Source organism: Candidatus Accumulibacter necessarius (assembly GCF_036625085.1).
In genome coordinates this window covers 42,972-56,184 of record NZ_JAZKUM010000006.1, presented here as the reverse complement: position 1 = coordinate 56,184, position 13,213 = coordinate 42,972, and the positions used below count along the sequence as shown (strand labels likewise).

Genomic DNA, 13,213 nt, shown 5'->3' with positions numbered 1-13,213 from the left:
GCTCAGCCCAAAAATGGCTTGCCGTGGCGGCCGGCGATGGCAGCCACCTTGCTGCCCAGCGCGGGGTCGCCGGCAAAGAGCAACAGGCTGACCTCCTCGGCGGCACACAGGCCTTCGATCGCCGCCAGGTCGCCTTGCAGGATATTGAAGACGCCCCCCGGGAAACCGCTGCGTGCCGTCAGCTCAGCCACTGCGAAGGCCGCGGAGGGGGCCTTGGGGCTTGGCTTGAGGACCAGCGTGGCGCCCGCCAGCAGCGCCGGAGCCGCCTGCTGCAGCGGGCCAAGCAAGGGTGCGCGGTCGTCGCTGACCACCGCCACGACACGGCCGCCGCCGGTTGCCGCGGCGCCGGCCGTCGCCGCGCGCAGCACCTGTAGCGCGGCGCTCACTTCCGCCGCCGCGGCCGCGGCATCCTTGCCGGTTTCCTCGGCGATCAGGCCGGCAAAGTGTTCGGCGTAGCCCGCCAGCGCATCGGCCAGCGCCGCGAGCAGCGTCGCTCGCGCTTCTGCCGTCAGGGCAGCCCATGCCGGAAGCGCGTTGCACGCCGATTCAACGGTAGCCAGCGCTTCTGCAGCGCCGCACAGGGGCGTCCGGCGCCGCACCTTGCCACTCCGCACATCGCGGACATCAAAAAAGGCCGGCGCCATGGTCAGGTAGGCGTGGCCATTGATCCACAGGGGAATGGCCAGGATCTCATCGCTTTCGGTCATCACATTCCTTGATAGGGCGCTGATTGGTGGCTTGCGCTGGCTGTCGCTGTCGCTACGCTTCGCTGATGGCCGCGGACAGGGTGCGGCAGACCAGGGGCGGAGCGCCGAATAGTAGTCTCCCGTGGCGCAAAACGGAAGGTTTGGTGGGTACGCAGCGGCTGCATCAGCGTCAGAAACAGGCCCGCCTGAGGGTCATGGGGTGTCTGCGACCGGTCCGACGTCGTGACCTTGATCTGCCGTCCGGCTTGCACGCTATCAGCCTGGCAGGCTAACGCCGATTGCTAAACGCCGCCGTCGCGGAGATAATCAGCCGCCCGGGCAGGTTGCTTCTGAACCGCAGCGGTCATCCAGGATGGAGGAATCCCGTGAACACGAAAAGCCAGATTCCGAACCGCGTTCGGATGCCGAGATGCGCGGGGAACGGGCGGAAATCTTCCCGTTGCGTGGGCGAGCTGATGCCGAAGGGCGTCAAGCCGACGACGACCGATGCCGATTTGCTCGCCGCCTGGGATGCCCGGACCTGCCAGAAATCCGGCTTCAAGGCGAGCCCCGACCGCTTCTCCCTGAGCGAAGCCAGCGTGGGGATGGATTGAGCTTGCGCCGCTCCCTGCAGCTTGCCGCGGCCATCGCGCTGGCGGCGATGGTCTTGGGCCAGACCGCCGGCTGCGCCCGGAGCAACCGCTATGATGGTCTCAAGGCCTTGCCGCTCGAGGAGGTCAAATCCGTCGTCGCACGCCATGGTGCCGACCACACCCCACGGGTCGGCATCGCCTTCGGCGGCGGCGGCGTACGCGGCTTCGTTCATCTCGGCGTCCTGCGCGCCTTCGAAGACGCGGGAATTCGCGCCGACGTGGTCGCCGGCACTTCCGTCGGCGCCCTGGCTGCCACTCTCTATGCCAGCGGCTTGAGCGCAGGCGAAATCGAGTCACTGGCCAAGTCGGCAAGCCGCTATGAATTGCTGGATCTTGTCGTCAGTCGCGAGGGCGTCATCAATGGCCAAGCCTACGCGTCCTGGATCCGTATCGTGACCGGCCACCGGAGCATGCGCGAACTGCCGGTGCCGCTGGGCATCACGGTGACCGACCTCGGTGCCGGCAAGGCTCTGCTCGTCGTCGACGGCGACCCGGGCGAGGCGGTACAGGCCTCGGCAACGGTGCCGGGCGTGGTGATCCCCGTGCACTCCAACGAACGCACCTATGTCGACGGTGGCGTGCTGACTATCGTTCCGGTCCGCTTCGTCAGGGCCATGGGCGCGGACGTGGTCATCGCGATTGACATCTATTGCGGCAAGCATCCAGCGCGACGCGGCAATGCCCTCGACACGGTACTCAAAACCTTCCGGCTGCAAAGCTGCCTGCTCAGCGATGCCGAGCTCGCCGAGGCCGACATCCTCATTCGCCCGGACTTCGAACCGGACAACCCGGTAAGCTTCGCCCAGCGTGACGCAGCCATCATGGCGGGCTATCGCAGCGCCGCCGCCGCGATCCCCGCGCTCAAGGCGAAGATCGCGGGCTGGCAACCCAGGCCGGAGTAATCCGGGGCATCGGCTGCCGTATCGTCATCCGGCAAGATCGGTCTGTTTTGGTCGTCGACCGCAAAATCCACCACGCAGCCATTTCTGGCATGACGGGGTTTCAAGCCAAGCCACATGACACGTCATGCCCGATTCCGTCGATGCAGCGAAAACTATCGTTCCACTGGGTGCCTACCTCGTCAGTCAGTAGCGCCTGTGTTTACCGGCTCGCGCTCACTTCGTACAAACTGAACGAGCGCGATGAGTGCCAGTAACTGAATGGTCAGGGTGAGGGCAAGCGTTATCAGGTTGATCGCCGGGGACAGGTATTTATTACTGAGGAACACCGAGATGTCCCATATTCCGTGGGCGATCATCGCCGGCACAATCCAGGCAAATCGCCGCCGGAAGAGGTAGAGCACGAAGCCGGTCAGTGCAGCGAGCAGCAACTGGATGATTCCGAGCGCGCCAGTGCCAAGAAAGATGTTCGGTATGTGCAGCAGTCCGAAAGCGATGGTCGTCCATAGCACCGCCATTCCTTCGCTGCGGCCGCTGGCGCGCATGCCGCGCAGAAACACGCCGCGCAGCGCCATCTCCTCGGCGAATCCGACCCCGATACCGACAGCGATAACGACCAGCAGCAAGTCAACAGGCACGTCGCCCCATTGGATGAACACCAGACGCAACAGGATGGTGCCGACGAACAGGGTCATCAAGGTGGCGTGCAGCCGATTGGTGGGCAGACGGACCGGGTCTCGCCATACGACGTTCCAGCGTGCCAGAACCAGGAACGCAATCAGCAGAAGGCTGCCTGCGACAAGCGGGATCAACGCCGAGTAAATTGCATTGTTGGCGTTGGCAAACCACTCGCCGTAGTCAATCCCGCTCGCCTGTGCGATGCCATAGAAGACAGTGATGTAAGCAATCAGGCATAAGGTGCCAATTGCAACGCTCGGGGAGAATCGCCAGGGGGGTGTCGGGACAATGGCTTCGTTGGGTTTGTTCATGTTACTGCCCTTTGGTTGGTGCAAAGCGGCGAAGCATCAGCCTGAGCTGGAATGTGGTCTGGCCCGACGCCCGGGCGACGTTTCGCGCACTACCTTACAAATCTTCGAACTTGTCTACACGCGGTTCGTTACTGACTTCGCAGCGCCTGTAGCCGGACTTGTACTTGAGATTGACTCCGAACATGCCATTTCCCAAATCATTGAAGCCTTCAACGTGGCCTTTCTCGCCCTTCATGAACATGTCGCAGGCTTCGAGGGCCTTGGCCGACGGGCCGGAAGCCTTCGTCTTTCCGGCGGGCTTGGTCGCTTCGCCGCGTGTCATTCCGGTGAATTCACCGTTCTTGGCGTAGGTGCAGGTAAACGGATCTTTGCCATCATAGGTGCCGGCGATGGAGTAGCTGCCATCCTTTGCTTTGACCAGCTTGCCGGTCTTGATATAGACCGGCTTGGTGCTAAATTCGCTGGCTGCCTGACCACGACAATAGGCGGGCATGTTGCCCGGTGTGACTTTTTCGGCCAGGACAGGTGTGGACAGAACGGCCAGTGCGAGCAGGGCGATCTTGGTTTTCATGCTTGTTTCCTTTTTGTTGAGGGTGATGAAGAAAAAATTCGATCAATTTCCGGGTTGACCGCGATCGAGCTGCGGCCGACTTGCCAAGGTCAGTATTCCATCCTCTTGTCGAGCTTCAGTTGCCAGCCAGCCTCCCCCGGCTTTAGCTTGTACTGGAGCTGCCGCGTTTTCCCGGTTGGCTGCTTGTTTTTGTCGCAGATTGGGAAACGGCGCAGGAATGTTCCTTCGACCGGCGCCATGTCGTCGTTGCCGCAATAGCCCTTGTCGGCCCCCTTGGTTTCGCTCAGGGCCGGCAGGTTGATCGCGCTCAGCGACTTCTTCTTGTTGGCGCTGAACGCAACCAGGGACATAAGCTTTTCCGGCCCTGGCTCCAGAACATAGATGTAGATTTCGGGCGAACGGTCGGCATTGATGTCCGCCACTTCGGCTCCGGTGACGATACCCGTAATATCCATCTCGATCGGCGAGTTGTCGATCTGCAGTCCGGCTGGAACGATGCGTACGGCGTTCCCTGCCGCCTTGTTGGGACTCGTGACGTGGAACGAAATGCCCTGCAGCTCTTCCTTTTTGTCAAAAGGCGCCGCACTGGCGAGGCCGGCACCCAGGACAAGCGCAGTGCCTGCAATCAGATTGACGATGTTTCTGTTTTTCATGCTTGGCTCCTGATCAACGGTTACCAGATGCGAATGCGCAAGGATTCATCGAGCCACATCGGATCTCCCTTGCGGATGCCGAATGCCTCGTAGAACGTCGCCTCATGCTGTGACGGTGCCAGCATGCGATAGACGCCGGGCGGATGCGGGTCGGTCGGGAGAATTTGCTTGAGCCAGCCTTCGTTGGACTTGTCGGCCCAGACCTGCGCCCAGGTCAGGAAGCAGCGTTGATCCTGCGACAGGCCGTCGATGCGCTTGTTCTTCTCAGGGTGCTCTTTCAGATACTTTTTCAGTGCAGCATGGCCTAGCGAAACGCCGCCGACATCGGCAAGATTTTCCCCGACGGCGAGTTTCCCGTTGATGTGCAAGCCAGGTAGTACCTCGACGGAATCAGCCTGGCCGACGAGTTTGTTGGTCTCGGCGATAAAGCGCTGGTTATCGACATCGGTCCACCAGTTGCTCAGATTGCCCTTTTCGTTGTAGAGGCGCCCCTGGGAATCGAAGCCATGGGTGATTTCATGGCCAATCACTGCCCCCAGCGCGCAATAGTTGCTCGCCGGGTCTGCTTTCGCGTCGAAGAACGGCGCCTGCAGGAAGGCGGCGGTGATCTCGATGCCGTTGCGTCCCGGACTGTAGGCGGCGTTGACGACGGTAGGCAGGGTGGCGGAAGGTTCATTGAAGCCGTCCGGGACGACTGGCTTGCCGAGTTTGGCAAGGTTCCGGCGGGCGCTGAACTCGTTGCTTCGCATGGCGTTGCCAAGATAGTCATCGCGACGGATATCGACGCCCGAGTAGTCGATCCAGTCTTGCGGATGAGCGACAGTGATCTTGGCAGCGTCGAGTTTCTGAAGTGCAGCGGCACGCGTATTCGGCTCCAGCCAGGTATTCTTTTCGATGCGCTCACGGAATTCGGCGCGTATCCGTTGCACCAGTTCTTCCGCATCCCGCTTGGTTTCAGGCGTGAAATGTCTTGCGACATAGACCTGACCAATAGGGTGGCCCAACTTGCCTGGCAAGGCGGCCGCGACCATGCGCTTACGTGGCGGGAAGTCAATCTTGCCATACATGGCTTCGGAAAAAGCCTTGGACGGTCCGAGGAATGCTGGCGTCAGGAAGGGGATTGAGCGGCGCAGCAACTCCCATTCGAGGTAGGCCCTGGTGTCGGCCAGCGGCAGTTCCTTCAGCATGGCGTTGCGCTCGCGCACGGCATTGGCGTGAATGACGACGACCTCGCTACCCGTCGGCAGGCCGAGGGTGCTGAAAAGCAGATCGACATCGATATTCGATAACATCTTCTTCAGGTCGGCATAACTCATGCGCACAAAAAGCTTGGCCGGGTCGCGCATTTCCAACGGGGTCAGCTTCTTGGCGGCCACCCGGGTATCCATGGCCAGCACCTTGGCAGCGACGGCAGCGGCGGCTTCCGGCGCGCTGCCAGCGATCACGAGTGAGTCGGCGATCAGCTTGAGTTGAGCATCGCGTATTGGCCGATTGCCCGGTTTCAAATAGTTGTCGAGACCCATCGGCAGATCGCCGTCTCCTGCCACGACTATGTTGCGGGTCCGGTCTAATGGATCGGTGCTTACCTGTAGGCCAAGCAGCAACGCGTCGTTGCTTAGCAGACTGAGCCTGGCCAGGGCTTCGGTCAGCGACTTCTTGTCCTTGATGGCGGCAATACGGTCGAACTCGGGCTGGAGTGGCTTCACGCCCAGTTCGGTAAGGCGTTCCTCATCCAAGCCTGCCGCGTAGAAGTCGCCCACTTGTTGCAATGGCGTGCCCTTTGGCGCGGACAGGCTGGCGCGCGAAGCTTCGTCAAACATGGCCTGCAACTGTAACTCGACCACTTTGCTCTGGATGGCGATACTGGACATGTTCAGGGAATCGGCAGGGATCTTCGCCGCATCGATCCAGCGTCCGGCCGCATAGCGCCGAAAATCCTGGCGCGGGTCGGCTGTCGTGTCCATTTTTTCGGGGGAGAAGCCAAGCGGGAATCCGAAATTCAGGGCTTGCGCATCGATCACATCTGACGTTTCGACATTGGCTGCTGACGGCTTGACGGTGTACTTAGCGGCGTAGGCAGGAAGCCCGAGCACCGCGATGGCCGCAACAATCAGGGTATGACGGGGAAGGAACTTGGACATCAGGTTTCCTTGGAATCTGGAGGAGGCTTCTGGGTCAGAAGGCGGAATTTGCAGGGCGGCTTAACGGGCGCGCAGATGGCGTGTCTCGATCCAGCCGGCTGTGCCTTGTCCCGTGGTGGTACGGACGTGGCACCAGTTACCTTCGCAGTTATCGACCGTCATCAAGCGGCCGTTGCCAACGCGCCCCACAACACCGCCACGGCCAGGCCCATCGAGAAGCACAAGCGCATCGACGGCATCGCTGGCGGCTCCGGTAATCGTCACGATCTGGCCGGCGCCGAATGCGCCGCCACTGCGGTGGCCGCTCGAACTGTGACCACGGTCATCATTGCCAGCCTGGCTGTTTCCCTCGGAAGCACAGCCGGCCAATGCTAGGGCAGTACACGCAAAAAGAACCCTGTAATTCATGATGGAATTCTCCGTGACAGGTTTGCAGAAATCTGACTCGTAATAAGAAAGGCGGCTCGTGGCCGCTTGTTGTCAGCCGCTTTACCAGAGGGACAGACGTTCCTCCGGTTTCAGATAGAGCTTTTCGGCTGGCTTGACATCAAACGCTTCGTACCAGGCGTCGACATTGCGCACCATGGCGGCTCGCGCCTCCAGTGTCGCGTAAGTGCTACCACCCAACGTGTCCTGCCTCAGGCGCTCATCCTTCAGCTTGCCCCGCCAGTTTTGCGCCCAGGCCAGAAAGAAGCGCTGATCGCCCGTGGTGTCATCGATGATCGGTGCGGGTTTGCCTTTTAGTGATCGACGATAGGCATCAAGGGCGATGTGGACGCCGCCCAGGTCTGCCTGAGATTCGTGCAGGGTGCGCTTGCCATCGACAAACATGCCGGGCATCGCCTCATAGCGCGACATTTGCCCGGCCAGTCGTTCGCCGCGTGCTTTGAACTTCTCGGCATCCGCAGGGGCGAACCAGTCTCGGACGTTGCCCTCTGCATCGAAATGGCTGCCGAGATGGTCAAAGAGATGCGTGAATTCATGCGCGATCACGGCACCCAGACCACCGTAATTTGCCGCCGGGTCAGCCGCCGCATCAAAGAAAGGCGCTTGCAATATGCCCGCCGTAATGATGATGGCGGGCTTGGTGGGATCAACCGTTGCTCCGGCCCAATAGGGGGCCATATGTTCGAGGTCCCAGGCCTTCCGGTCGCTCATAGTCCCCAGCTTGGCGCGGTAGATCCTGGCACTGCGGGCAATGACGCGTTCATGATTGCCCAGTGCATCGCCACGCACCACCTTGAGTGGCTCGGTTGCCGGCCAGTGGTCCGGATGGCTGATCTGCCCAAGCGTCGCTGCCAGCTTGCGGCGCGCCTCCGTACGTGTCGAATCCGAAATCCAGTCGAGCCGTGTCAGGCGATCGTCAAATGCGGCCTTGATTTCGTCGACCATGGTGATGGCGGCGGCTTTCGTCTGCTCGGATACGTAAAGCCTGACGTACTCCTCACCAAGAAAGCGTTGCAGCTTCTCCTTGGCCGTATCGATGCTCTCGGTCTGGCGTGGCCGCATCGTCTTCTGCAGCCCGAGCGAACGGGTGTAGAAGTCAAAATGCGCTTCGCGGAAGGCGAGCGGCAGGACTTCAGCACAGCCCTTGATGTATTGGTAGGTGAGGTAGTCACGCCAGGTTTCGAGGGGAACCCCTGCCACCAGGCGGGCTCCGGCTGCCAGCGCTTGCGGTGTTTTCACGAAAACACTGGACTGCTCGGAGAGGCCGGAAGCCGAGAAAAAGGCAGCCCAGTCCACCCCCGGGAAACGATTGCCCATCTCCCCAAACGGAATCATGTTGTAAGAGGAATAATCAACCTTGTCGGATGGCAGCAAGGCGGCGGCAATACGGCTTTCCAGATCCAGCACCCGTTGGGCTCGCCGCTGGGCATCCTTCAGCCCGGCCAGTGCCAGCATGCGTTCAACATGCTGGCGATAGGCTTGCCGTCTGGGTTTGCTCTTGGATTCAAGATAGGGTTCACGCTCACCGAGTGACAAGCCTTCGCTCAGAAGGTCCACCTGGGCGATGTAATGGGCAGAGTCCTTGGCGTCGATCTGGATAGAAGCCTTGATCGGGTTGCCGCCGGGAAGTCCATCACTGGTGCCGAGATAGCGCGCCAGATCCTGGCGGGTGCGAATCGCATTGATGCGGCGCAACGACGCCTGCAAGGGCGCCGTCCCGGCGGCCTCGATCGCCTTCTCGTCGTTATAGCTCGCAAACCAGTCGCCCAGAATCTGCCGGTTGCTTCCCGGTGGCGCCGCCCGGTCAGCGGCCATTTCCGTCAGTAGTTCCAGCAACTGCACTTGCATCCGATCATCGAGATCGCTGAACACGGTGACCTTTGACCTGTCATCGGGAATGCTCGTCCGCTGAATCCAGGCGCCATTGGCGTAACGGAGCCTCTTGCAAAACTCACCCTGCAGGGCTGATTTTTTCGCGGCTGGAGGCGAAAGCGGAGGACGCGGGCGGCCACTTCTGGCATGATATGGTTATCGAGACCAATATCATAACGCCCGCCAAATGAATACTACCCAACCCCAGCTGATCATGCAACGGTGGCACGTGGTTCAGCACGAGTTACTGCCCGAGTTGAAGGCGCAAGTGGGTCCGCTGACGCCGAAGCTGGAGAAGGTCATCCACACGCTGGAATGGGTACGTATCGAGGAATTCACGGCGGTTTCGTGGTGTGGCGTAGGGCGTCCGCCGTTTGAACGGGCGTGGCTGGCGAACGCCTTTGTGGCCAAGGCCGTGTTGGGCCTGACGACGACCGTGGGGCTGATTGAACGCCTGATGATCGACCGTGCGCTGCGCCGCATCTGTGGTTTCCCGCTACACAAGACGCTGCCTTCCGAGGCGACCTTCTCGCGCGCCTTCGACGAGTTTGCCGAAGGGGGCCTGAGCCAGCGCGTGCATGAAGCCCTGATCAAGGAACATCTGGGAGATCAGCTGATCGGGCATCTCAATCGTGACGGCACGGCCATCGAAGCCCGCGAACGTCCGTCCCGGAAGGAAACGCCCGCATCGGAAGCGGCCGCCACGGCACAGGCCGCCCTGTTGCCGAAGGAAGAGCGCCCTGCCGAGACGAGCGTGCCTGAAACGCCCGCACCGGCACGCAAGAGAGGCCGCCCGCGGCGCGGCGAAGCACGTCCGGCTGCGAAGGCCGCCCCGATCAAGCGCCAGCGCGAGCAAACGTTGGCTCAAATGCTCGAAGAGATTCCCACCGCGTGTGATCGCGGCACGAAGTGCAATGCCCAAGGCTACAAGAACAGTTGGCGCGGCTACAAGCTGCATCTCGACACCGCCGACTGCGGCGTCCCCATTGCGGCGCTGCTCTCCAGCGCCTCGATGCACGACAGCTTGGCCGCCATTCCGCTGTCGCTGATCAGCGCCGATCGCGTCACCAACCTTTACGACCTCATGGATGCGGCCTATTGCAGCGCCGACTTGCGCGAGCACAGCCAGAGCCTGGGCCACGTCCCCCTGATCGATCACAATCCGCGCCGCGGAGAGAAGATCGAATTCTCCCCGGCTGAAGCGATCCGCTACAACGAACGGACCGCCGCCGAGCGGAGCAACGCCCGGCTGAAGGATGAATTCGGCGGTCAGACCATCCGGGTCAAAGGCGACACCAAAGTGATGGCTCACCTGATGTTCGGCATCCTGGCGCTGTCCGCTGACCAGTTGATGCGATTACGACGATGACCGCCAGCGTTCCCTCTCCGGCCGCTGTGCATTCGCGGAATGCAGGAGGGCGCTCGCCCCGCATGAGGCAAACCATGCCATACGGTTAGCCGCTCAGCCAAGGAGACCTCCCTCGCGAAAAAAATCGCTCCCCGAGAGCGAATGGTGCGGCGCAGCAATTTGTCCGGGTGAGTTTTGCAAGAGGCTCAACGGTGAAAGTCATCACCCGGCTTGACGCTGCGATCCATGGCCGTCGTGTCGAAACCCCAGGTGCCCATCGCTGGTCCCGCAGCTAGTACAACGGGGCACGACATGGCAGCAGCGACGAACACCAGGAAAGCACGCCATAAACAAAACAGCTTTGTCATCTTGTTACCTCATAAGCAGGCTATTTCAGCAAGCTAATGGTCTTAGCGCTGGCGTTTGGCAATATCGTTGGAACGACTGATCAGGTTGTCGTCACATTCCCTGTTGAAGCTCATCGCCTGGCCCTTTCGGTTGTAGCTGGCGATGCAGCCGCGCTGGGGCCAGACGACTTCGAATCCACCGTTGGAGAGGCGGTTGATGTCATGTTCATCGCGGGAGCCACCGCCGTACGAATTGCTGCCGGAACCTCGGCGGGCTTCCTCGCCGTCGCGAAAGCCATCCTTGTAGTCTTGCGGGTGACGGTAGGTGTCGAACTGAGAGCCCTTGAGGCCATCGTTGTAGCCGCGCTTGTATTCGATGCTGGTGCCACCGGAGTGGGCGCTATAGCCGGAACCCGACTCGCGCAGGTAGCGCTCGAGTACCCAGCCGAACTCATAGCTGTTGTCAGGCAACTCGACCTTGCACCAGTATTCGCCACGATGCGATTCGCAGCTGCGGTTGCGAACCTCGTCGCCCTCGCGCAGGTTGAACTTGACCGAGGAATCACGAGACGGACTGATATGTACGGGCAGCCGGTTATCCTTGACTACTCCCTGGACCCCAGCGACCCGGCAAAGCTCGGAAGTGCCGCAATCGGCAAACGCAGAAGGTGCAGCGAAAACGGTGAGAGCAAGGACGATGCAACTTGCGGCGAAGGAATGGCATAGTGACATGAGGAGCGTTTCTCCGATGGATTGAGATGGAATTCGGTCGACTGCGGTCAAGCAGTCTGGCCTGCTTTATCAGCCGAACGAGGAAGAGTCGAGCGACGCGGACCGTCAGGGCCAGCGATTCTCTCCGGCACGCGATGCCGGGCGGATTCTGGCATCGCGCTCCGAGAAAAAACAGGTTTAACGTGTTAAACGGAGGGCGTCATACCCCGGGACGCAAATGCTGGGAATGCCGTAGCCCGGCCTTCTCCAGGCCGGCAATGCAATGATCGGTCAGTTCGCGGTTGAAGACGACCTTGCCGATCACGCCTGCGGGGTCTGCGGCCACTTCCGGCTTGAGCGCCAGCAGCCGCCGCAAGGCGGCCGTGGCCTTGGCTGTTTTGCCGAGTTGGCCGCAAATCATGGCGGTGAACAAGGGGTCCCAGAATGATTCCGGCGTATTGATACGATCCGCGTAGACCAGGGCCGCGCGGTAGTCGTGGCGCCGGTAGGCATCGAGCGCGCAGGGATACCAGTACCATGATGGATGCAGCGGATTGATGGCACGAGCACGTTCCAACAGTTCGAGACCCCGCTCCCAGTTTCCGGTCTGGCAGGTTTGCAGACCGATGCTGGCGAGAATGTCGACACGATTCGGGGCGCTTGCCAGCGCCCGCCCGGCAACATCATGAAACAGTGCATGCTCGCCACGAGACGCATGGCACAGCGCTAGGCAATGCAGACCTGTCGGGTTCTCCGGGTCGAGTTCGAGCGCACGACGCGCGGCGAAATCCGCTCGCTCCAGAGGAGGCAGAGCATCACGCCGGTTGAAGTCAAAACACTCCTCACCGACATAGGCGATGCCCAGGCAGGCCCACGCCTCGGCGTAATCGGGGGTGTCGACCACCGCCTGCTCGAGCAAATCGCGGGCATGGAGATGTCGTTCGGGGCTCAGCGAGTCCTGGTACTCGTGGAAGCGCAAGACGGCGTAATAGGAGGGCAGTGCCAGTTCGTGCGGCCCCTTCTGCCGCGCCAAGCGCTCGACGACTCCATGCGGCGAGCTGATCAACCCAACAACATGGTTCGCGATGTCCTCCTGAATCTCCCTCAGCGGCTGAACGCCCAAGTTTCGTCGGTAGCGCTCGGACCACAGCAGACAGTGACTCGATGCCTGGAACAGCTGCGCAGTGAAGTTCAGGCGCTGATCGCGCACACCGAGCCCGCAGGAGAGCGTGTAGTCGGCAACCGGGATGCTCGCAGCCTTGCGGGGAAAGCGGTCTTCTCCGCGTGACCGGAGCATTGCTTCGGAAGCGATGACGCTCAGATTGGCGGCTTGGGCAAGCCGATGGGTCAGTTCGAACGTCAAGCCATCACACACGAACTGCGTATCAGGACCTGCGTCGAGATTGACGACCGGTAATACGGCAACCGATGGCGCATTCCTTCGCAGGGTCGTCGGGCGAAAACCCGCTCGCGGTCCTTGCGCCGCATCGGCCTTCGCAGCCGGAATCACCTGCAGCGCGTAGCGACCGTGCCGAATCGTCAACTGCCAGGGACTGCCCGATCTCACCGTGGCGTAGAATTCAGCCAGCAGGCGTCGCAAGCGGCCGACATGCACCCCTACGAGCGAGTTGGTCTGCGGGTCGAAATCATCCGGCTGCTTGAAGACCTCGAGGGCAATCCGGTAAGCCGTAAGGCGTTTGCCCGGCGTTGAGTCGGCCAGGAAAGAGAGCAGACGGGCGAGTGCCGGCGCAGCGGCGAACGCCGGCGCCGCCAGGGCTTCCTGAACGCATTGGCCAAGCGGAGGCGGGCACCGGCTCGCGACGGCACACGACTGGTTCGACGATTGATCGGTGTCTTTCGGCAAGCGTGGCATCGACGTTCCGGGGGAAGCTCCAG

12 protein-coding genes are annotated in these 13,213 nt (G+C 61.3%); 3 read left to right on the top strand and 9 right to left on the bottom strand.

The window, feature by feature from the left end:
- Nucleotides 1–2: 2 nt before the first annotated feature.
- A complete protein-coding gene (locus V5B44_RS16645) occupies nt 3–707 on the bottom strand; it encodes an aldehyde dehydrogenase family protein (RefSeq protein WP_332360125.1) in 705 nt (234 codons plus the stop codon).
- Between the two features lie 443 nt (nt 708–1,150).
- Here V5B44_RS16645 and V5B44_RS16640 point away from each other — a divergent pair, with 443 nt between their 5' ends.
- Together V5B44_RS16640 and V5B44_RS16635 are read left to right on the top strand one after the other, a co-directional pair.
- Nucleotides 1,151–1,300, top strand: coding sequence for a hypothetical protein (locus V5B44_RS16640; protein ID WP_332360124.1), 150 nt, complete (start codon nt 1,151–1,153; stop codon nt 1,298–1,300).
- A 2-nt stretch (nt 1,301–1,302) separates the two neighbouring features.
- Nucleotides 1,303–2,241: a patatin-like phospholipase family protein gene (locus V5B44_RS16635; RefSeq protein WP_332360123.1), complete on the top strand. Its 939-nt coding sequence runs from the start codon at nt 1,303–1,305 to the stop codon at nt 2,239–2,241.
- Nucleotides 2,242–2,420: 179 nt separating this feature from the next.
- Here the strand turns inward: V5B44_RS16635 and V5B44_RS16630 are convergent, their stop codons facing one another.
- The 6 genes from V5B44_RS16630 to V5B44_RS16605 form a co-directional block, all read right to left on the bottom strand.
- Nucleotides 2,421–3,227, bottom strand: coding sequence for a CPBP family intramembrane glutamic endopeptidase (locus V5B44_RS16630; RefSeq protein WP_332360122.1), 807 nt, complete (start codon nt 3,225–3,227; stop codon nt 2,421–2,423).
- Nucleotides 3,228–3,321: 94 nt separating this feature from the next.
- Nucleotides 3,322–3,798 carry a hypothetical protein gene (locus V5B44_RS16625; protein ID WP_332360121.1) on the bottom strand — a complete coding sequence of 159 codons (477 nt, stop codon included), beginning with the start codon at nt 3,796–3,798 and terminating at the stop codon, nt 3,322–3,324.
- An 89-nt stretch (nt 3,799–3,887) separates the two neighbouring features.
- The gene (locus V5B44_RS16620; RefSeq protein WP_332360120.1) at nt 3,888–4,451 is read right to left on the bottom strand and encodes a hypothetical protein; all 564 of its coding nucleotides are present in this window, start codon (nt 4,449–4,451) and stop codon (nt 3,888–3,890) included.
- A gap of 20 nt (nt 4,452–4,471) precedes the next feature.
- Nucleotides 4,472–6,592, bottom strand: coding sequence for a M13 family metallopeptidase (locus V5B44_RS16615; RefSeq protein ID WP_332360119.1), 2,121 nt, complete (start codon nt 6,590–6,592; stop codon nt 4,472–4,474).
- 60 nt (nt 6,593–6,652) lie between these two features.
- Nucleotides 6,653–7,000 carry an SH3 domain-containing protein gene (locus tag V5B44_RS16610; protein ID WP_332360118.1) on the bottom strand — a complete coding sequence of 116 codons (348 nt, stop codon included), beginning with the start codon at nt 6,998–7,000 and terminating at the stop codon, nt 6,653–6,655.
- An 81-nt stretch (nt 7,001–7,081) separates the two neighbouring features.
- Nucleotides 7,082–9,001, bottom strand: coding sequence for a M13 family metallopeptidase (locus tag V5B44_RS16605; RefSeq protein WP_332360422.1), 1,920 nt, complete (start codon nt 8,999–9,001; stop codon nt 7,082–7,084).
- A 97-nt stretch (nt 9,002–9,098) separates the two neighbouring features.
- Here V5B44_RS16605 and V5B44_RS16600 point away from each other — a divergent pair, with 97 nt between their 5' ends.
- The gene (locus tag V5B44_RS16600) at nt 9,099–10,280 is read left to right on the top strand and encodes a transposase (RefSeq protein ID WP_332357344.1); all 1,182 of its coding nucleotides are present in this window, start codon (nt 9,099–9,101) and stop codon (nt 10,278–10,280) included.
- Nucleotides 10,281–10,669: 389 nt separating this feature from the next.
- Here V5B44_RS16600 and V5B44_RS16595 read toward each other — a convergent pair whose 3' ends face one another.
- Together V5B44_RS16595 and V5B44_RS16590 are read right to left on the bottom strand one after the other, a co-directional pair.
- Nucleotides 10,670–11,338 carry an SH3 domain-containing protein gene (locus tag V5B44_RS16595; RefSeq protein WP_332360117.1) on the bottom strand — a complete coding sequence of 223 codons (669 nt, stop codon included), beginning with the start codon at nt 11,336–11,338 and terminating at the stop codon, nt 10,670–10,672.
- Between the two features lie 199 nt (nt 11,339–11,537).
- Nucleotides 11,538–13,190, bottom strand: a complete 1,653-nt coding sequence (locus tag V5B44_RS16590) for a hypothetical protein (protein WP_332360116.1) — start codon at nt 13,188–13,190, stop codon at nt 11,538–11,540.
- Nucleotides 13,191–13,213: the final 23 nt, after the last annotated feature.